Source organism: Caballeronia calidae, from assembly GCF_900044055.2.
Lineage (GTDB): Bacteria > Pseudomonadota > Gammaproteobacteria > Burkholderiales > Burkholderiaceae > Caballeronia > Caballeronia calidae.
Map to the genome: position 1 here is coordinate 39,975 of NZ_FCOX02000003.1, position 17,937 is coordinate 57,911.

The 17,937-nt window shown below is 63.0% G+C and carries 21 protein-coding genes and 2 tRNA genes; 13 read left to right on the forward strand and 10 right to left on the reverse strand.

Annotated elements, in window-relative coordinates; genetic code table 11:
* Positions 1-48: 48 nt before the first annotated feature.
* Positions 49-139: transfer RNA gene (locus tag AWB78_RS04005), tRNA-Ser, on the forward strand.
* A gap of 108 nt (positions 140-247) precedes the next feature.
* Here the strand turns inward: AWB78_RS04005 and AWB78_RS04010 are convergent.
* Complete coding sequence (locus tag AWB78_RS04010) at positions 248-598, reverse strand: hypothetical protein (RefSeq protein ID WP_062602500.1); 351 nt, start codon at positions 596-598, stop codon at positions 248-250.
* Between the two features lie 257 nt (positions 599-855).
* On the opposite strand from AWB78_RS04010, the gene map reads away from it, so the two are divergent.
* From map to AWB78_RS04040, 6 genes are all read left to right on the forward strand, one after another.
* Positions 856-1,638: a type I methionyl aminopeptidase gene (gene map / locus AWB78_RS04015; protein ID WP_062602501.1), complete on the forward strand. Its 783-nt coding sequence runs from the start codon at positions 856-858 to the stop codon at positions 1,636-1,638.
* A gap of 173 nt (positions 1,639-1,811) precedes the next feature.
* Complete coding sequence (locus AWB78_RS04020; protein WP_062602950.1) at positions 1,812-2,336, forward strand: GNAT family N-acetyltransferase; 525 nt, start codon at positions 1,812-1,814, stop codon at positions 2,334-2,336.
* Positions 2,337-2,487: 151 nt separating this feature from the next.
* Positions 2,488-3,273 (forward strand): septum site-determining protein MinC, encoded by a 786-nt coding sequence (gene minC / locus AWB78_RS04025; protein ID WP_062602503.1) that lies wholly within the window; start codon positions 2,488-2,490, stop codon positions 3,271-3,273.
* Between the two features lie 77 nt (positions 3,274-3,350).
* Entirely contained in the window at positions 3,351-4,166 is an 816-nt protein-coding gene (gene minD, locus AWB78_RS04030) for a septum site-determining protein MinD (RefSeq protein ID WP_062602505.1), read from the forward strand.
* 9 nt (positions 4,167-4,175) lie between these two features.
* Positions 4,176-4,430: a cell division topological specificity factor MinE gene (gene minE, locus AWB78_RS04035; RefSeq protein WP_061126061.1), complete on the forward strand. Its 255-nt coding sequence runs from the start codon at positions 4,176-4,178 to the stop codon at positions 4,428-4,430.
* A gap of 314 nt (positions 4,431-4,744) precedes the next feature.
* Positions 4,745-5,050 (forward strand): YXWGXW repeat-containing protein, encoded by a 306-nt coding sequence (locus tag AWB78_RS04040; protein ID WP_062602507.1) that lies wholly within the window; start codon positions 4,745-4,747, stop codon positions 5,048-5,050.
* Between the two features lie 283 nt (positions 5,051-5,333).
* Here the strand turns inward: AWB78_RS04040 and AWB78_RS04045 are convergent, their stop codons facing one another.
* On the reverse strand, positions 5,334-5,513 hold the full coding sequence (locus AWB78_RS04045; protein WP_062602509.1) for a hypothetical protein: 180 nt from the start codon (positions 5,511-5,513) through the stop codon (positions 5,334-5,336).
* 261 nt (positions 5,514-5,774) lie between these two features.
* Here AWB78_RS04045 and AWB78_RS04050 point away from each other — a divergent pair, with 261 nt between their 5' ends.
* Entirely contained in the window at positions 5,775-6,959 is a 1,185-nt protein-coding gene (locus AWB78_RS04050; RefSeq protein ID WP_062602511.1) for an OpgC domain-containing protein, read from the forward strand.
* Between the two features lie 21 nt (positions 6,960-6,980).
* Here AWB78_RS04050 and AWB78_RS04055 read toward each other — a convergent pair whose 3' ends face one another.
* Complete coding sequence (locus tag AWB78_RS04055) at positions 6,981-8,285, reverse strand: MFS transporter (protein ID WP_062602513.1); 1,305 nt, start codon at positions 8,283-8,285, stop codon at positions 6,981-6,983.
* A 305-nt stretch (positions 8,286-8,590) separates the two neighbouring features.
* Positions 8,591-9,079: a TonB family protein gene (locus AWB78_RS04060; RefSeq protein ID WP_062602515.1), complete on the reverse strand. Its 489-nt coding sequence runs from the start codon at positions 9,077-9,079 to the stop codon at positions 8,591-8,593.
* A 131-nt stretch (positions 9,080-9,210) separates the two neighbouring features.
* On the opposite strand from AWB78_RS04060, the gene AWB78_RS47520 reads away from it, so the two are divergent.
* On the forward strand, positions 9,211-9,369 hold the full coding sequence (locus tag AWB78_RS47520) for a hypothetical protein (RefSeq protein ID WP_198399204.1): 159 nt from the start codon (positions 9,211-9,213) through the stop codon (positions 9,367-9,369).
* Between the two features lie 293 nt (positions 9,370-9,662).
* Here AWB78_RS47520 and AWB78_RS04065 read toward each other — a convergent pair whose 3' ends face one another.
* Complete coding sequence (locus AWB78_RS04065) at positions 9,663-9,980, reverse strand: hypothetical protein (RefSeq protein ID WP_062602517.1); 318 nt, start codon at positions 9,978-9,980, stop codon at positions 9,663-9,665.
* 583 nt (positions 9,981-10,563) lie between these two features.
* Here AWB78_RS04065 and AWB78_RS48165 point away from each other — a divergent pair.
* The gene (locus tag AWB78_RS48165) at positions 10,564-11,403 is read left to right on the forward strand and encodes a hypothetical protein (RefSeq protein WP_232477605.1); all 840 of its coding nucleotides are present in this window, start codon (positions 10,564-10,566) and stop codon (positions 11,401-11,403) included.
* A 9-nt stretch (positions 11,404-11,412) separates the two neighbouring features.
* Positions 11,413-11,844, forward strand: coding sequence for a hypothetical protein (locus AWB78_RS04075; RefSeq protein WP_062602521.1), 432 nt, complete (start codon positions 11,413-11,415; stop codon positions 11,842-11,844).
* A 212-nt stretch (positions 11,845-12,056) separates the two neighbouring features.
* On the opposite strand, the gene AWB78_RS04080 is transcribed toward AWB78_RS04075, so the two are convergent.
* The 5 genes from AWB78_RS04080 to rph form a co-directional block, all read right to left on the reverse strand.
* Positions 12,057-12,146: transfer RNA gene (locus AWB78_RS04080), tRNA-Ser, on the reverse strand.
* Between the two features lie 45 nt (positions 12,147-12,191).
* Complete coding sequence (locus AWB78_RS04085) at positions 12,192-13,400, reverse strand: MFS transporter (protein WP_198399213.1); 1,209 nt, start codon at positions 13,398-13,400, stop codon at positions 12,192-12,194.
* Positions 13,401-13,411: 11 nt separating this feature from the next.
* Positions 13,412-14,635: a radical SAM family heme chaperone HemW gene (gene hemW, locus AWB78_RS04090; protein WP_062602532.1), complete on the reverse strand. Its 1,224-nt coding sequence runs from the start codon at positions 14,633-14,635 to the stop codon at positions 13,412-13,414.
* A complete protein-coding gene (gene rdgB / locus AWB78_RS04095) occupies positions 14,632-15,249 on the reverse strand; it encodes an RdgB/HAM1 family non-canonical purine NTP pyrophosphatase (protein WP_062602534.1) in 618 nt (205 codons plus the stop codon). The genes hemW and rdgB overlap by 4 nt, the downstream gene beginning before the upstream one ends.
* Positions 15,242-16,000, reverse strand: coding sequence for a ribonuclease PH (rph, locus tag AWB78_RS04100; protein ID WP_062602535.1), 759 nt, complete (start codon positions 15,998-16,000; stop codon positions 15,242-15,244). Before rph ends, rdgB begins: the two co-directional genes overlap by 8 nt.
* 256 nt (positions 16,001-16,256) lie before the next feature.
* On the opposite strand from rph, the gene AWB78_RS04105 reads away from it, so the two are divergent.
* Positions 16,257-17,207, forward strand: a complete 951-nt coding sequence (locus AWB78_RS04105; protein WP_062602537.1) for a YicC/YloC family endoribonuclease — start codon at positions 16,257-16,259, stop codon at positions 17,205-17,207.
* Between the two features lie 9 nt (positions 17,208-17,216).
* Entirely contained in the window at positions 17,217-17,891 is a 675-nt protein-coding gene (gmk, locus tag AWB78_RS04110; RefSeq protein ID WP_062602538.1) for a guanylate kinase, read from the forward strand.
* The last annotated feature ends 46 nt before the right edge of the window (positions 17,892-17,937 follow it).

A 17,937-nucleotide genomic window follows, 5' to 3' on the forward strand; every position in this document is an offset into this window, starting at 1 on the left:
AACGAAGGCCGATCGAAGCGAGTGAAGTGAAGCGCCCGGTTGGTAGACGGAGAGGTGGCAGAGTGGTCGAATGTACCTGACTCGAAATCAGGCGTACGGTTTTCCCGTACCGTGGGTTCGAATCCCACCCTCTCCGCCAAAATTCTGAAACCCCGCAAGTCGAAAGGCTTGCGGGGTTTTGCTTTTGGTCGGCAGGTTGCTTGAAGCGGCGTCGCGCCGGGCGGCCGCCGCTTATATCTCGCTTACCTCAGGTCGTACACCGCGCAATATCGAACCGCAGTTCCGGCTCCGGCACGCCGCCATCATCGCCCGACGACTGCTGTACCTTCACGATCGAGCCATAAGCCGAAGGCGTCAGCGTCACGAGCCAGGCGTTCGATCCGACCATCAGCTCCGTCGATCCCTGATCGCGTCTCGTCTGCGCGGACGGAATCATGCGTTGCAGACAACTCGAAATATCCGACGCGGCCCGCGCCGACGAAACATGAATCACAGGCTTGGACGCGCGCAACTCGGGACCGCTCGTCGAGCTGCACGCGGCGAGGGCGGCGACGCCCGTGAAGACAGCGCCCAGGTAGGCAAATCGATGCGAGTTCATACCGCTCCGGCAAGTTCGAAACCGCGACACTAAAACACAAACAAGCGCTCGTCACAAGGGCGCGCAACCAACGCGGCTCATCCGAAAACAACACACTGGAAGCCTCGAAATGCAGCGCGCAAGCGCCTTTCCAAGCGGCGACCGTCGGCGGGAGTGCTATCATCGGCCCCATTGTCCTCGCGCATCGCCTGTCTGAAACACAGACGAAAACGCGCGTGGGCAGCACGCATCCGGCACGAACCCATTCGCATTGCTCAATGGCCATCACGCTCAAGACACCCGCCGACATCGAAAAGTTGCGCACCTCCGGCCGCATGGCCGCCGAAGTCCTGGCGATGATCGCCGAACACGTTCGCCCGGGCGTCACCACCGACGAACTCGACGCCATCTGCAACCGCTTCATCGTCAACGAACTGAAGGCCATTCCCGCCAACGTCGGCTACATGGGCTTTCCGAAGACGGTCTGCACGTCGGTGAATCACGTCGTGTGCCACGGCATTCCCGGGCCGAAGGAACTGAAGGACGGCGACATCATCAACATCGACGTCGCGATCATCAAGGACGGCTACTACGGCGACACGAGCCGCATGTACTACGCCGGCACGCCGAGTGCGCAAGCGCGCCGGCTCACCGAAACGACCTATGAAGCGATGCTCGCCGGCATGCGCGAAGTGCGCCCCGGCGCCACGCTCGGCGATGTCGGCGCGGCGATACAGAGCGTCGCGCATCGCGAAGGTTTCTCCGTGGTGCGCGAGTACTGCGGGCACGGCATCGGCCGCGTCTATCACGAAGATCCGCAAGTGCTGCACTACGGTCAGCGCGGCGCGGGCCTGCGTCTGAAGCCGGGCCTCGTCTTCACGATCGAGCCGATGGTCAATGCGGGTCGCGCGGCCACGCAGCAATCGCGCGACGGCTGGACCGTGACGACGAAGGACCGCTCGCTGTCGGCGCAATGGGAGCACATGGTCGCCGTGACCGATGACGGCTTCGAAGTGCTCACGCCGTGGCCCGACGGCACCGGCGCCTACGAAGCGCCATGAGCATCGCGGCCGGAACCCGTGTGCGCTGTAAAGCACTTTCCGGGATTTAGGAATTGACGGGTTCGCCCGTTCGGTTGAAGCTATGCCAATGGCCCGCGCGCCGGACCGGCCGACAGAGCCGCACGCGCATGGAGCTCGAAAGCGAGAGAGAAATAGTCTGCATGAGCGCCCGCATGAGTCCCTCATTGACCGTCAGCCGCATCGCCGCGCAACAAGGTTCGGTGTTGCGCGAGCTTCGCACGGCATCGCTGCGCGAAGCACCGTACGCATTCGGCGAGACGCTGGAAGATGCGTTGCTCGTCGAGCCGAAGTGTTTCGACGAAACCGCGGCGCTGCACTCGAGTTCGCCCCGGCTCGCGACATTTCTGCTCTACACGGAAGGCCATTCCTGCGGTCTCGTGCACGCGTACATCGAAGAGACGCCGGCCGCGCGCGCGTTCGTGAGTGCGCTGTGGGTCGCGCCGGCCGTGCGGCATCTGCGCGGCGGTGAACTGCTCGTGAACGTCGCATCGCAATGGCTCGCCGCGCAGGGCGCCGCCGAGGTGCATGCGTGGATCTCCGAGGAGAACCGCACCGCGATGCGCTTCTATGAGCGACTCGGTTTCGGTCCCACCGGCGATCGCCGCGCGATGCCGTCTCACGAGCAAGAAGCCGAGGCGCTCTTCGTGCTTCATATGGACGCCGAGTATCCCGCCTGACGCGCGTCAGTCGCGTTCTGTCGTCGCTTAGCGCGCGTGCCATGGCACCGCACGGCCGGCATTTCCCATTTCCGATCGCTGAAATCGGTCTCAAAAATTATGGCCGTGTGCGGCAACGCCTGTAAAATACGCAAAATTTTTGGCCGTTCTTATGTCGCTCAACAAAACGCCCTTTTTCGAACTGCGCAGCGGCTCCGTCGACACGCTTCTCTTCGTCGTCAAGACTCCCGACCTCGATGCCTTGCGCACGGAACTCACGCGGCGCTTCGAAGCGACTCCCGAATTCTTCGCCAATGATGTCGTCGCCATCGACGTGCGCCGTCTCGCCGATTCCGCGAAGGGCGGCGAAGGCGAGCGCGTGTCGCTCGCGGAACTCGAGACCTTGCTGAAGAGCGTGCGCATGCGCCCGATCGGTATCGTCGCGCTGCCCGCGCAGACGTGGGCGATCCAATGGGCGAACGAAGGCGGCCTGCCGATTCTCGAAGCGCGCGACCGGCGCGGCGCGCCGAAGCCATCGTCCGACGAAGCGAAGCCGAACACCGAAGCCGCCGCGGTCATCGAAGCGGCCGTCGCGAAAGAGCCCGCGCCCGCGGTGCTGCCGCAGCCGGCGACCATCATCGACCGTCCGCTGCGTTCGGGCCAGCAGGTCTACGCGAAGGGCGATCTCATCGTGCTCGGGCTCGTGTCGTACGGGGCCGAGGTGATCGCCGAAGGCAATATCCATATCTATGCGCCGTTGCGCGGCCGCGCGCTCGCAGGCGTGCACGGCAATCTCGACGCGCGCATCTTCTGCACCTGTCTCGAGCCGGAACTCATCTCCATCGCGGGTATCTATCGGACGACCGAGAACCCGCTGCCCGCCGATGTCGCGAGCAAGCCGGTGCAGATCTGGCTGCAAGACGAAAAACTCATGATCGAACCGCTGCGTCTGACCTGAAAGCTGCGCGCCCGATGCCCCTGGCGCGCGCTCGAAAGCAACGCGAGCGGACCTATTGACGAACACAAGGTACTTGTATGGCAAAAATCATTGTGGTGACTTCGGGGAAGGGCGGCGTCGGCAAGACGACCACCAGCGCGAGCTTCGCATCGGCGCTCGCATTGCGCGGCCACAAGACGGCCGTGATCGACTTCGACGTCGGTCTGCGCAATCTCGACCTCATCATGGGTTGCGAACGCCGCGTGGTGTACGACCTGATCAACGTCATTCAGGGCGAAGCGAACCTGCATCAGGCGCTCATCAAGGACAAGAAGTGCGAGAACCTCTACATCCTGCCGGCATCGCAGACGCGCGATAAAGACGCGCTCACGCTGGAGGGCGTCGAGAAGGTCATCGACGAGCTGGTCAAGATGGACTTCGAGTACATCGTCTGCGATTCGCCCGCGGGTATCGAGTCCGGCGCGCTGATGGCCATGCACTTCGCCGATGAAGCGCTCATCGTGACGAATCCGGAAGTGTCGTCGGTGCGCGACTCGGACCGCATTCTCGGCATCCTGTCGTCGAAGACCAAGCGCGCGAAGGAAGGCAAGGAGCCGGTGAAGGAACATCTGCTCATCACGCGATACAACCCGAAGCGCGTGAGCGAGGGCGAGATGCTGTCGCTCTCGGACATTCAGGAAATCCTGCGCATCGAGCTGATCGGCGTGATTCCGGAATCGGAAGCGGTGCTGCATGCTTCGAATCAGGGCTTGCCGGCGGTGCATCTGGACGGCACGGATGTCGCCGAATCGTACAAGGACGTGGTGTCGCGCTTCCTGGGAGAAGAGAAGACACTGCGCTTCACCGATTATCAGAAGCCCGGTCTGCTGCAACGCATCTTCGGCACCAAGTAAGGGGACGCAATGTCGATTCTTTCGTTTTTGCTGGGCGAGAAAAGAAAGTCCGCTTCGGTCGCGAAGGAACGCTTGCAGTTGATCATTGCGCACGAGCGCGCGGGTGGCAGAGCCGCCGCCGATTATCTGCCGGCGTTGCAACGGGAACTCGTTGCCGTGATTTCGAAGTACGTGAAAATCTCCGATGACGATATTCGAGTGAGCCTCGAGCGTCAGGACGACCTCGAAGTGCTTGAAGTGAAGATCGAGATTCCGCAGGCGTGATGCTGCGTGCGATGCGCGGGTGCGCGTCGCATATCGCAAGAAATGTCAAAGGCCAGGATCAGGCGATCCTGGCCTTTTTGCTTGTTGCGACAACGTTTGCGTTTCAGTCTTCGCTGGTTTCCGTGTCCGCTGCCAGTCAGTGACAGTTCACTGACACTTCACCACAAAACATTCCGGATTTGCCCTTTTGGCGCGCCCGCGCGTGTCATCGTCTGCGCACGCTTGCGCATTGAAAAAGCAAGCGGGCGTTCTCGTCCGTGAAGCCTTCATCCGCGCGTCATGCGCGTTCATTGTCTTCGAACACGAGGTCGATCATGAAACTGTCTTTCCGCCATCTGGCTGCTCAGGCTGCGCTCGTCGCCGCCGGTGTCGTGTGCGCGTCCGGCGCATTCGCCGATGTGGTGATCGTTGCACCGAGCGCTCCGCCCGCGCCGCGCTACGAGCCCGTTCCGCCGCCGCGCGCAGGTTTCGTCTGGGTGACCGGTCATTGGAGCTGGGAAGGCCGCTATGTGTGGCAGGCCGGCCGCTGGATGGAGGCGCGTGCGGGACAGCGCTGGGTACCGGGCGTGTGGGCGCCTTTCCGTGGGCAGTATCGCTACGTTCCGGGTCACTGGATCTGATTCGCTGACGCCGAGTGAGGCTTCGTCGTCGCGTGGATCTTCATCGCGATGACGAACGCCGGCTCATGCGCGGGCCAGAAAAAAGAACAGGCGCGAGGCTTTCGCCAGGCGCCCAAGAAACGCTCCCGCGATAAGCAGGAGCGGAGAGGAGAAGAGAGCCGCGCGTTAGTTCTGACGAAGTCAACGAACGGCATTACCTGCTCAGAGCAGGCCCGCCGGGGAAAGTTCAATCAATCCCGCAATTTCTTTGCAAACCCGGCGTCCGATATTGGTGCCGATCGATTCACGCGGTCAGTACTTCGAACGCGAGCACCGCCAGGATCGCGCCGACGTTCGCGATGACCGCTTCGAAAACCACGCCGCGCCATGTCGCCGGGCGGAACTTCACCGCGAGAAGCAGCGCCGTCAGAAGCGCGATGGCGATCATCGCGACGAGATGCGAACTGTCCAGATGAAAGCGCATGGCGGCCTTCCTTTTTCTATCGCGCACAACTTTCGGCGCGGGGCGTGATCGAGCTCATTTCCAGTATAGGCAGCGGACATATTTACGGGAAAGCGGACTAAAAAGTCATTTTGCCGCCAGCTTGCCGACTGCCATCGAGTGTTAATTTAAATACCGGCTGATTCAGGGAATTTTCTTTCCCGGCTAAGTACAAACCCCGCATGTGCGCCAAACCAGTCAGGCGGCGCGCCGAACCGCATGTTCGCTGGAGCATTCGCCCAGATGACTTCCCCGACGACACGTTCTCTCGAAGTCGATTTCTTTCGGGGAATCGTGCTGCTGATTATCGCGGTGGACCATATAACGGGAAGTGTGCTTTCCCGCTTTACGCTACATCAATATGCGTTTTGCGATTCTGCCGAAGTGTTCGTGTTTCTCGGAGGTTATGCGTCGGCGGCGGCTTATACGGCGCTTGCGACTCGCCGTAGCGATTCTTCCGCCCGCCGACGCTTTTTCAAACGCAGCTGGGAAATCTATCGCGCGTATCTGTTTACGGCGTTTCTGATGCTGATCGGCGGCGGACTGCTGATGGCGCTGAAGGTCGATACGCCGATGGTCCAGTACACCGAATGGCCGACCTTCCTCGCGCGGCCAGCGGGCCTCATCGCCGATATCGCGTTGCTGCGTCAGCAGCCGTATCTCTCGGCCGTGCTGCCGATGTACTCCGTGTTCGCGCTCGCCGTGCCCGTGATCGTGCCGCTCGCGCAGAGAAAGCCCGTCGTCGCGATGTTCGGCAGCCTGCTCGTGTGGCTCGCGGCCATGCCGCTGCTGCGCTTCCTGCCCGGCACCTACGGGGAAGCGTGGTCGTTCAACCCGTTCGCCTGGCAATTGATGTTCATGACCGGCGTGCTGGCGCGCGTCCAGCCGATCAGCGGCGATTTCCACGCGGGCAAGTTCGCGCGCTGGCTGACCGCAGGTGCGATCGCGATCGCGCTGACCTTTGCGTTCTTCAAGCTTTTCCTCGAGACGCAGGCGCCGCCGGGATACATGAAGCAGAACCTCGCGACGCTGCGCATCGTGAGCTTCGCGGCCATCGCGTGGATCGTCGCGCGCGGCGTCCACGCGGGCTGGGTCGGCAAGCTCGCGCGCAAGCTGCCGGGCATCGTGACGATCGGGCAGCAGGGTCTCGTGTGCTTTATCGCGGGCACGTGCGTGTCGCTCGTGCTGGATTCGGCGCTGCGCGCGATGGGCGTGCTCGGACTCGGGCGCTATCCGTCGCACTGGATTCTCGGGCTCATCGCCGATGGCATCGCGATCGTCAGCCTGCTGTGGCTCGCGCGCTTCTGGGCCGATCGCAAGGCGGCGAAGTCGGCGCGCGCGAAGGGGATCGAGCGGCCGACGCCGCGCATCCGGGTCATCGAGGACAGGCCGGTGCCCGCCCATGCTGCCAACCGGCGCGATCGCTGAGCGCGCCGGCCGGTCTCCGGTTCACTTCAACGTGATGTTGCGCGTCTCGCGCATGCACAACACGGCGACGAGGCTCACCGCCGCCGCCGCCGATACATACCCGCCCACCCACGCAAGCCCGCCGCGATTGGCAAGCAGTTGCGCGATGTACGGCGCGACCGACGCGCCCAGAATCCCGCCGAGGTTGTACGCGACGCCCGCGCCCGTGTAGCGCACGTTGGTCGGGAAGAGCTCGGGCAGCAGTGCGCCCATCGGAGCGAAGGTGACGCCCATCAGGAAGAGCTCGATCGTGAGGAAGAGTGCGACCTGGATCGTGTCGCCGCTGCCGAGGAGCGGGGCCATCGCGAAGCCGGAGAGGATCGCGAGAAGGCAGCCGACGATCAGCACCGGTTTGCGGCCGAAGCGGTCGCTGGCGATCGCGGAGATCGGCGTGGCGATCGCCATGAACAGCACGGCGAAGCACAGCAGGCCGAGGAAGGTCTCGCGCGCGAAATGCAGCTTGGCGACGCCGTACGACAGCGAGAACACCGTCGAGATATAGAAGAGCGTGTAGCAGACGACCATCGCGAACGCGCCGAGCAGCGTCGGCACGAGATGGCTGCCGAGCAGCGTCGCGATCGGCACCTTCACGCGCTCGTGCCGCTCGACGGCCGCGCGGAACGCCGGCGTCTCCGCGATTTTGAGGCGCACGTAGAGACCGAGCGCGACCAGCACCGCGCTCACGATGAACGGCACGCGCCAGCCCCAGCTGCGAAACTGCTCGTCCGACAGCGTGAGCGCGAGACCGAAGAAGAGCCCGTTCGATGCGAGAAAGCCAATCGACGGCCCGAGCTGCGGGAACATGCCGAAGAGCCCGCGCTTGCCCTGCGGCGCGTATTCGGTCGCGAGCAGCGCCGCGCCGCCCCATTCGCCGCCGAGGCCGATGCCTTGCCCGAAGCGCAGGATGCACAGCAGGATCGGCGCGAGGCTGCCGATCGAATCGTAGCCGGGCACGAAGCCGATCAGCGTCGTCGAAACGCCCATCACCAGAAGCGATGCGACGAGCGTCGATTTGCGCCCGATGCGGTCGCCGAAATGCCCGAACAGGAACGAGCCGATCGGCCGCGCGAAGAACGCGATGCCGAACGTGACGAACGCGGAGAGCGCCTGCGCGGCGGGCGAGTCGTGCGGAAAGAACACGGGACCGATGACGAGCGCGGCCGCGGTCGCATAGACATAGAAGTCGTAGAACTCGATGGCGGTGCCGATGAAGCTCGCGAAAATGACGCGAGAAGCGCTTTGGGATCCGTCGCCGGGCTTTGCGGCGGAAAGCGAGGATGAGGACATGCTGTCTCCGTTGTCGTGTTGCAGTGTTGCGAAGCATTGTCGCGCGCATCGCCGGGCGAGGGCGATCGAAGTGGCGAGCGGTGTCATCGCTCGGTGCGCGTCAGCCTTTTGTAGGGATTGCGATGCGATGGCAGGAAAGCCAGGGTTTGACGGCGCGCGCGAGTAGCGCGCGATGTCGCGGCGCAGTTGGGCTGCGCTCAGGCGCTTCGCGCGACGTGCGGGGTGAGCATGAGGCGAAGGCCGCGCCGGAAGCAGGTCCGGCAGGGGTGCAAAAAATTATAACGAGCGTGCGCGGCGAGCGCCAATCAATCGATGGTCGTCGCCTGTGGCGAGTGCGAGGTTTGCAACTGGAACTGACCGTTGTCGTTGAACATCCAGCCCTCGAAGAGTTCGAGCTGGCCGTTGCCGTTCAGAAGCCGCGCGGGCGGCGCGGGCAGCGGGGCTGCGCGGCGCAGCGATGCGAGCGCGGTGGCCTCGGCGTCGTCGTCGCCATTGGTGCGATACACCGACGAGTCGACGACGCGCCCGCCGCGATCCACGGTGAATGACACGAGCACGAACGAGCGCAGCATCGCCTGAGGCGTGCCCTTCAGCACGAGCGTTGGATTGCGCTCGAAGATGCGCTGTGCGACGCGGGTCTTGTACTCGTCGAGCGTTAAAGCGGGGCCGGCCGGCGGGGCGGTGCGTGCAGCCACGACGCTCGGTGGCGGCGTGATGATGCAGGCGGTCGTCGCGAGCGCGCCGATCACCGCAATGAGGAGAGAGCAGGATCGTGGCGCGAACATCGCAGGCATGACGGAGAGGGCGTTACTTTAATAGTAGTCGCTCCGAACTCCGGGAGCAGGAAATAAACGTGCGCCAGCGCGCGCTCGGGCGCGGGATTTGCTGACGATGCTTTCATTCCAAAGCACCGAGGGAGGCAGTCATGAGCAGCGAGACGAATCGTCCGGAAGGCGAACAGCCCGTCGAACACAGCGACAACGAAAAGAGCAAGTTGCCCGAGCGCGATGACGAAAACCGCAAGCAGGGTCCGAACGACAGGCCCGGCAAGCAGTCGGGCGAGGGCGAGGCGCCGGTCGGCTGAGCCGCGCGCGACGTGCGGCATCGGCGCGGCGGTGCTAAGGTAGTGAGGGGATGTCCCCGGTTTTCGGGAGGATGCCATGTCACGCAAGAACGATCCTGCACAGTCGGGCGCGCCCGCACGGCAACAGCAAACGGCTTCCGGCGCGCAATCGAAGAGCGAGACGAAACCTGCCGCGCCGAAGCAGGATGCGGCGAAGGCAGAGCCGGTTCCGCACGTTCGGCCGCCTGTCAGATCCGACGATAACTGAAGCGAAGGGCGGCGCCCATGCGCGCCGCTCTTGGCTTTGAGGTCAATCAGTCGGTATAGGGCTTGACGAGCTCGGCGCAGTGTATCGGCGCGGTCGAACGAACCGCGCCGGTTTCGGCCGCGCGCGTTTCCACGCAGCGATAGACGCTATTGGTTTTCTGAAGCACGTAGGTGTCTTCGGGAAGCCCTGAACTGCGCGCGGCGACGCTCGTCACCGCGACGATTCCATAGCCGTTCTGGATCAGATCGAAGAGGTTTGTTTCGGTCGCGCGCCATTGCGCGTTGGGCTGAGGCTGGGCCTGTACCGGCAGGCTTGCGGCGGCGATGCAGCCGAAGAGGATGGGCAGGATGCGGCCTGGCTTCATGGGCGGTTCTCCGCGGTGTTATCGATGAGGCGGTTAGATGCCGTTGCGGCCGCCGTGTTCACACCGATTGTCTTTGAAGCGCGGTTGTTGAATTCAGGCGGCGAAAAAAACGGCCTCGCGCGATGCGAGGCCGAAAGTCCAACCTTACCCATTGAAGGCCTCCTTAAATCGAGAATGGGGAAACTCGGCAAGGAGGCATGGGGAAGATACGTGGCTGCGGGCGCGTCGGATATGCGGTTTGTCTGAAAGTCGGGGTATGGGCGATGTCGGTCGATTTGCGCTTTGGAGAATCTTTCAGGATATCGAAGCGAGTGGTGGGGCGGTTGTGCGAGTGCTTGCTCCACATGGGGTTGGGTCGAGCTCTGCGAAGGCCGGCGCGCGGCTGAGCCTGAACACACTTGGAAGCTCGTTGCTGATTTTGCCCCTGACGCCCCGGCAACATGAATCAACGTTTGTGGCGTTCGGCAGACATTCTGGCCGAACGATGGACTGTCCATTTCGGAACGACGCACTGGTTTTGGCCGGCTCTTTCGTGCTACCTCTGTTCCCCTTCAAAGACAGCACAAAGGGGGGGGCACGGTACATGTTTTATCTTGCACCGTACTACGGCACCCACAGCGAGCACCTTAAGCACATCCACCTCTTCTGGCGCAGCGTGAACCAGTCGATTCATCTGAGCGTGCGGGACTCACACACGGTCGATCCGGTTCGCCATTACTGTTTTGGAACCAGCCAACACTTCACTGAAGTGACTCGCAGCGAGATTGCGGACATATCCGTGGCCATGCAGATCGCGCGAGAGGCGTTTCTTCAGAACGGGTTCCTCCATACTTCCCTGACCGCTTGCGACACTGAATTGCGGTCTGTGCTCGCGCGTATCGATATCCATCGCGGCCCAGCATATTTTCCATACGAAGTCAGCGAGGTTGCTCAAGCGGTGCTTGATGAGGTGAAGCACGGCAATCTCGTCTTCGTGCCGACGAACGAGGATTTGCGAATTTGCGTCAAGGCCATTCAAGAGGATCGGAAAAAACGGCACGCATCCGACGCACAGCAGCCGCGGAGCGCAAATCCCTACGCGACCATCGAGCAGATGATCGGCGAGCCGTTGCGTATGCCGCAGAATCTTGACACGTTATCGCCGCTCGACGACGTGCAGCCGTTCAAGTATCACCCGGGCATGCCCGACGGTGAAGTTTTCGACCTTGCCAAGACGCCAAATGCCGGCGAACCCGGTAGCTGGTACACGAATTCAGGTAGCGGACAGATGCGGTTATACGGTGACGGTGGTCAACCTGTCGTTGACCTTGATTTCGAGCACGACCATGGACAAGGCGTACCGCACGCCCACAATTGGAGCATCGATCCTCTTACTGGAAAAAATAGTCGCGGCTCCGGCGTTCCGTTCTCAATTCTTCCGTAGGGCTTCCAGATGATCACCTCGAATTTCACCTGCACCAAGGACCTTGCCGCGCTTCCCAGCTTTCACGACGCCGAACTCATATCGGTTGAGCATGATCCAGATGCCAAGATTCTTGCTGTCAGATTCAAGCGAGTGTCTGGCCCGGTTGAAACGTTGGTGTTCTCCGGCGTGATAGCGCAGCGAATGATCGACTTTTCAGACCAGAACGTCGCATCTCGCCTTTTGATTTCTCCGCTGCATCACTTTTCAATGGATGACCTGCGTACATGGATGTGTTGGATGCACAGCCGTGAGGACGCGAAGGCGCCGGATGTGGATAGCACAATCGTCGAGCGGCTTCATCAAGACGTGGTGGACGGGCGCAAGGCGCTGTTCATTCTCGAACCTTCCTGCGGTGCAGAAATGGCGGTGCTCTGCGAATCCATCGCGATCCGCACCTAGTAGGAAAAGGTGATGTTTGGCGCCATTGTTCACATCGCCGTGAGATCGCTGGGACGGGGCGCGTCGAAGTCTGTGAAGATCGGCGCGTGGTCGTGCCGGTACAGGATTGGCGGCCCATTGCCGTTTCTACCCGCGATGTCTTGCCTGTTTTTCGCCCCCAAAACGACAAAGCCCCGTAAGCTTTTGAACTTACGAGGCTTTCCCTCAATCTCTGGCGGAGGCGGTGAGATTCGAACTCACGGAAGGATCGCTCCTTCGCCGGTTTTCAAGACCGGTGCCTTAAACCGCTCGGCCACACCTCCAGCAAGGCGCGTATTGTAGCGCAACTGACACGCCGCGAGGAGCGTTCAACCTTCGAGCGATTTCGTCGCCCTGAGCGCGGGGAAAAGGCGCATCCACAAAAGCGCGACGACGATCGTGCCGATCCCGCCGATCAGCACTGCCGGCACCGCGCCGAAGAGCCCCGCCGTCATCCCCGATTCGAACTCGCCGAGCTGGTTCGACGTCCCGATGAACAGCGAGTTGATCGCGCCGACGCGCCCGCGCATTTCATCGGGCGTCTGCAACTGCACGAGCGACATACGCACGACCACGCTGATCACATCCGATGCCCCGAGCATCGCAAGCGCGACAAGCGACACATAGATATTGCGCGACAGCCCGAACACGACGGTCGCGATCCCGAACGCAATGACGCCGCCGAACAGCGCGTGGCCCGCGCGCTGCCGCAACGGAAAGTGCGCGAGCCAGATCGATCCGGCGAGCGCGCCGACGGCGGGCGCCGCGCGCAGAATGCCGAGTCCCCACGGCCCGGTATGCAGGATATCGCGCGCATACACAGGCAGGAGCGCCGTCGCGCCACCGAGCAGCACCGCGAAGAGATCGAGCGACAGCGCGCCGAGAATGACCGGCTTGCCGCGGATGAAACCGATACCGGAAAAGAGCGCCTCGAACGACAGCGGCGCGCGCATGCGTACTGCCTCGTCGATTCTGATCGCGGCCACCGCGCACGCCGCGACGAGAAACGCGACCGTCACTGCGCCGTAGACCGTCAGCGCGCCGAGGCCATAGAGCACGCCGCCCATCGCGGGGCCGAGAATCTGCGCGGTCTGGTTCGCGGACGTCGACCACGCGCTCGCATGCTGCAACTGATTGCGCGCGACGAGATTGGGCAGGAGCGCGGCCATCGACGGCGATTCGAACGCGCGCGCCGCGCCGGTGATGGCGGCGATCGCATAGATCGGCGCGACGTCGTGCCAGCCGTGCCATGCGCCGAGACACAGCACGAGCGCGGCGATGCCTTCGATCGACTGACACACGTACGCAATCGTGCGCCGATCGTAACGATCCGCGACGTGCCCGACGACGAGCGTCAGCACGAACATCGGCACGAACTGCGCGAGGCCGACGAGACCGAGCGCGTAAGCACTATGCGTGATCGAATAGACCTGCCATCCGATCGCGACCGACATCATCTGAAACGCCACCGAGGACATCACCCGCGCGGTCCAGAAAAGCGCGAACGGCCGATGCCGCATCACCGGGCCGGGCGCCATCGTGGGCGCGCTCAATTTTGCGGGTCCTTCAGAAACAGTTCCTGGAGATCGTTGAGAAAGCGCTGGCCGAGTTCGGTGGGCGCGATGCGCTCGATGTCGCGGGTGATGAGACCGCGCTTCTCGGCTTCGACGAGCGCCGGTTCGATCGCGGACAGCGCGAGTCCCGTGCGCTCGACGAACGCATGCACCGGAAAGCCTTCGACGAGACGCAGCGTGTTCAGCATGAACTCGAAGGGCAGATCGCGCGGGCCGGCCTCGCGTTCTTCCTGAATCGCGGTTTCGGTGGGCGAGAGCGCATGATCCATGTAGCTCGCGGGATGCTTGAAGCGCGCCTGACGCAGGATCTTCGACGGAAACGACAGCTTCGTATGCGCGCCCGCGCCGATGCCGAGGTAATCGCCGAAGCGCCAGTAGTTGAGATTGTGGCGGCTCTGCCGATGCGGCTTCGCATACGCCGACACTTCATAGCGCGCATAACCGGCCTCGCGCGTGCGCTCGTGAATCCAGTCCTGCATGTCGGCGGAAGCGTCGTCGTCGGGAAGGACGGGCGGATACTTCGCGAAGACCGTGTTCGGCTCCATCGTCAGGTGATACAGCGACAGATGCGGCGGCGCGAAGGAAATAGCCGTTTCGATATCGTGCCTGCATTCATCGAGCGATTGCTGCGGCAGCGCGAACATCAGGTCGAGATTGAAGTTGTCGAAATGCTTCGCCGCGATTTCGACGGCTTTTCTGGCCTGCGTCGCATCGTGAATGCGGCCGAGCGCCTTCAGATGCGCTTCGTTGAAGCTCTGAATCCCGATCGACAAACGGTTCACGCCGCTCGCGCGAAACGATGCGAACTTCGCGGCCTCGAACGTGCCGGGATTGGCTTCGAGCGTGATCTCGGCATCGGCATCGATGGGTAGCAACGCGCGCGCGTCCGACAGGAGCCGGTCGAGTCCCTTCGCCGACAGCAGCGAAGGCGTGCCCCCGCCGATGAAGATCGTATGCACCTGCCGTCCCCACACGAGCGGCAGCGCGCTTTCGAGGTCGGCGCGCAATGCATCGAGATAGCGTTCCTCGGGGAAGGTGTCGTCTTTCCACTCGTGCGAATTGAAATCGCAGTACGGGCACTTGCGCACGCACCACGGGAAATGCACGTACAGCGAGAGCGGCGGCAGCGACGTCAGCCGGATGCTGCCCGGCGACGTGAATGCCTGCACCACGTTGATGGTCTTCGGTCCGGCGCTCACGCAAGTTCCTTCAATCGTTGCAGCAGATCGCGCAGCGCGAGCGCGCGATGGCTCAGCGCGTTCTTGCGCGCGGGATCGAGCTCGGCGGCGGTGGCATTGAGCGCCGGCAGGAAGAAGTGCGGATCGTAGCCGAAGCCGTTCGCGCCACGCGGCGCATCGATCACTTCGCCATGCCAGCGGCCTTCCGCGATGAGCGGCTCGGGGTCATCGGCGTGACGCACGAGCACGAGCACGCAGAAGTAATACGCGCGGCGATCCGCTTGATCGGCGAGATCGGCGACGAGGCGCGCGTTGTTCGCGGCATCGCTCTTTGCGCCGCCATCCATGGACGCATAGCGCGCCGAATACACGCCCGGCGCGCCGTTCAGCGCGCGCACGCACAAGCCGGAATCGTCCGCGAGCGCGGGCAGTCCCGTCGATGAAGCCGCATGCCGCGCCTTCGCCAGGGCGTTCTCGACGAAGGTCACGTGCGGCTCGGGCGCTTCGGGCACGCCGAGCTCGCCCTGCGCGATCAGTTCGATGCCCGCCGCATCCAGCAGCGATGCGAACTCGCGCAGCTTGCCCGCATTGTTCGATGCGAGCACGACGCGGCCAAGACCATTGACATCAGACACCTTGAGTCTCCAGCGCTTCCTTCTGCTTCAGGATCAGCGCCTTGATGCCGCTGTCGGCGAGCGCGATCAGTTCGTTCATCTCGTCGCGCGTGAACGGCGCGCCTTCTGCCGTGCCCTGCACTTCGACGAAGCCGCCCGCGCCCGTCATCACGACGTTCATGTCGGTGTCGCATTGCGAGTCTTCGTCGTAGTCGAGATCGAGCACGGGCGAGCCTTCGAAGATGCCGACGGAAATTGCCGCGACGAAGTCCTTCACCGGCGACTGCGCGATCTTGCCCGCCGCGATGAGCTTAGTGACCGCATCGTGCGCCGCGACGAACGCGCCCGTGATGCTTGCCGTACGCGTGCCGCCATCGGCCTGGATCACGTCGCAGTCGATATGCAGCGTGCGCGCGCCGAGCGCGTTCAGATCGAACACGGAGCGCAGCGCGCGGCCGATCAGACGCTGGATCTCCTGCGTGCGGCCCGTCTGCTTGCCGCGTGCGGCTTCGCGGTCGCTGCGCGTGTGCGTCGCGCGCGGCAGCATGCCGTATTCCGCGGTGAGCCAGCCTTGCTCGCGGCCGCGCAGAAACTCGGGCACGCGCTCGGCGATGCTCGCCGTGCAGATCACTTTCGTATCGCCGAATTCGACGAGCACCGAGCCTTCCGCGTGCTTCGTGTAATTGCGCGTGATACGCACGTCGCGCAGCTGATTCGCGCGGCGGCCGCTCGGGCGCGGGGGAGAAGGCTTGAGCAGGGGAGAGTCGGTCATGGGTGCAAGAAAGAGAGAGTGGAACCAGCGAACCCACCGATTTTATCGTCATTCAACCGTGGACGTTGCGCGCGCGTCATGCATCACGAAGCAGCATCTCGAAGCGGCATCCGGGCGAGCCCTGCGACAAAAATGGGATAATGCGGATTCCTCGCCCGGCGGCCAAACGCGTGCCATTCCCAGCACTTTCGAGAGCGCCCGGGCGTTTCGTATCGAACCGGCCTTCGCAACGAAGGCTCATATCGCGAGACGTACCATGATCTACAGCATGACAGGCTATGCCAGCGCGACGCGCGAAGTCGTCGCGGATGGCGCGGGACCCAATGGCGCCGGCGGTTCGGGCGTCGGTGTATCGGTGGAATTGCGCACGGTGAATTCGCGCTTTCTCGACCTGAACTTCCGCATGCCCGAAGACGTGCGCGCAACCGAGCCGCAATTGCGCGAAATGCTGATGACCAAGCTCTCGCGCGGCAAGGTCGATATCCGCATCAATCTGAATCGCGTCGAGCAGACGGCGAACGCGGGCGCGCTGAATCGCGAAGCGCTCACGCAACTCGCGACGCTCGAGCGCGCCGTGCTCGATGTCTTCCCCGACGCCGAGCGCATGCGCACCGGCGAAATCCTGCGCTGGCCCGGCGTGCTCGCGGAAAGCGCGGTGTCGCAGGAAACGCTGCGCGAAGCGGTGCTCGCGTGCGGCAAGCAGGCCATTGCCGATCTCATCGAAGTGCGCGCGCGTGAAGGCGCGGCGCTCGGCAACGTGCTCATCAACAACGTGACGGAGATGGAAGCGATCGTCGCGCGCATCACGCCGCTCGTGCCCGAACTGATCGCGAAGCATCAGCAGAAGATCGTCGAGCGCCTGCAGGACGCGCTCGGCATCGCGACGACCGAAGGCGGCACGATGGTCGCGACGAGCGTGCCGCGCGAGGAAATCGCCGAGCGCATCCGCCAGGAAGTGACGATGTACGGTATTCGCATCGACATCGCGGAAGAGCTGCAGCGTCTCACCGCGCATCTCGCCGAGACGCGTCATGTGCTGCAGAAGGGCGGCAAGGTCGGCAAGCGCCTCGACTTCATGATGCAGGAGCTGAACCGCGAAGCGAACACGCTCGGGTCGAAGGCCGCCGCGAAGGAACTCGCCGATGCATCGATGACGCTCAAGTTGCTCATCGAGCAGATGCGCGAACAAGTACAGAATCTGGAGTAACGCAACATCATGCCGAACACCACGCACCGCTCGCATAGCCACTATACGGGCATCTATCCCGGCAACCTGTTCATGGTCGTGGCGCCTTCGGGCGCGGGCAAGTCCACGCTCGTGAACGCGCTGCTTGCCGAGGACAAGGACATCCTGCTGTCGGTTTCGTACACCACGCGTGAAGCGCGGTCGAAGGAAACCAACGGCGTGCAGTATCACTTCGTGTCCGTCGATGAATTCATGGAGCGGCGCGACAAGGGCGAGTTTCTCGAAAGCGCGGAAGTGCACGGCAACTACTACGCCACGTCGAAGCTGTGGATCGCGGACCAGATGAAGCAGGGCCATGACGTGCTGCTGGAAATCGACTGGCAGGGCGCGCAGCAGGTGAAGAAGCAGTTCCGCAACGCGGTGGAGATTTTCATTCTGCCGCCGTCGCTCGATGCGCTCGAAGACCGTCTCAAGAAGCGCGGCCAGGATTCCGAAAAAGTGATCGTGCGGCGGCTGCTCGCGGCCGGCAGCGAGATGGCGCATGCGTCGGAAGCGGAGTATGTCGTGATCAACGAGAACTTCGATCGCGCGCTCAACGAATTGCGCTGTCTCGTCGCGGCGACGCGTCTGCGCTTCACGTCGCAATACGCGCGCAACACGCAGCTTTTCGTCGATCTCGGTATCCACTCCACGCCGCAATCGTGACGCACTGCAGTGGCCGGTCATTCGGTCACATAAGGTAGAATAAAAC

Bases quoted from the DNA above. Each gene is read 5' to 3' on its own strand.
- AWB78_RS04010 (WP_062602500.1), bottom strand. From the start codon at position 598: ATGAACTCGCATCGATTTGCCTACCTGGGCGCTGTCTTCACGGGCGTC.
- map (WP_062602501.1), top strand. From the start codon at position 856: ATGGCCATCACGCTCAAGACACCCGCCGACATCGAAAAGTTGCGCACC.
- AWB78_RS04020 (WP_062602950.1), top strand. From the start codon at position 1,812: ATGAGTCCCTCATTGACCGTCAGCCGCATCGCCGCGCAACAAGGTTCG.
- minC (WP_062602503.1), top strand. From the start codon at position 2,488: ATGTCGCTCAACAAAACGCCCTTTTTCGAACTGCGCAGCGGCTCCGTC.
- minD (WP_062602505.1), top strand. From the start codon at position 3,351: ATGGCAAAAATCATTGTGGTGACTTCGGGGAAGGGCGGCGTCGGCAAG.
- minE (WP_061126061.1), top strand. From the start codon at position 4,176: ATGTCGATTCTTTCGTTTTTGCTGGGCGAGAAAAGAAAGTCCGCTTCG.
- AWB78_RS04040 (WP_062602507.1), top strand. From the start codon at position 4,745: ATGAAACTGTCTTTCCGCCATCTGGCTGCTCAGGCTGCGCTCGTCGCC.
- AWB78_RS04045 (WP_062602509.1), bottom strand. From the start codon at position 5,513: ATGCGCTTTCATCTGGACAGTTCGCATCTCGTCGCGATGATCGCCATC.
- AWB78_RS04050 (WP_062602511.1), top strand. From the start codon at position 5,775: ATGACTTCCCCGACGACACGTTCTCTCGAAGTCGATTTCTTTCGGGGA.
- AWB78_RS04055 (WP_062602513.1), bottom strand. From the start codon at position 8,285: ATGTCCTCATCCTCGCTTTCCGCCGCAAAGCCCGGCGACGGATCCCAA.
- AWB78_RS04060 (WP_062602515.1), bottom strand. From the start codon at position 9,079: ATGCCTGCGATGTTCGCGCCACGATCCTGCTCTCTCCTCATTGCGGTG.
- AWB78_RS47520 (WP_198399204.1), top strand. From the start codon at position 9,211: ATGAGCAGCGAGACGAATCGTCCGGAAGGCGAACAGCCCGTCGAACAC.
- AWB78_RS04065 (WP_062602517.1), bottom strand. From the start codon at position 9,980: ATGAAGCCAGGCCGCATCCTGCCCATCCTCTTCGGCTGCATCGCCGCC.
- AWB78_RS48165 (WP_232477605.1), top strand. From the start codon at position 10,564: ATGTTTTATCTTGCACCGTACTACGGCACCCACAGCGAGCACCTTAAG.
- AWB78_RS04075 (WP_062602521.1), top strand. From the start codon at position 11,413: ATGATCACCTCGAATTTCACCTGCACCAAGGACCTTGCCGCGCTTCCC.
- AWB78_RS04085 (WP_198399213.1), bottom strand. From the start codon at position 13,400: ATGGCGCCCGGCCCGGTGATGCGGCATCGGCCGTTCGCGCTTTTCTGG.
- rph (WP_062602535.1), bottom strand. From the start codon at position 16,000: ATGACCGACTCTCCCCTGCTCAAGCCTTCTCCCCCGCGCCCGAGCGGC.
- AWB78_RS04105 (WP_062602537.1), top strand. From the start codon at position 16,257: ATGATCTACAGCATGACAGGCTATGCCAGCGCGACGCGCGAAGTCGTC.
- gmk (WP_062602538.1), top strand. From the start codon at position 17,217: ATGCCGAACACCACGCACCGCTCGCATAGCCACTATACGGGCATCTAT.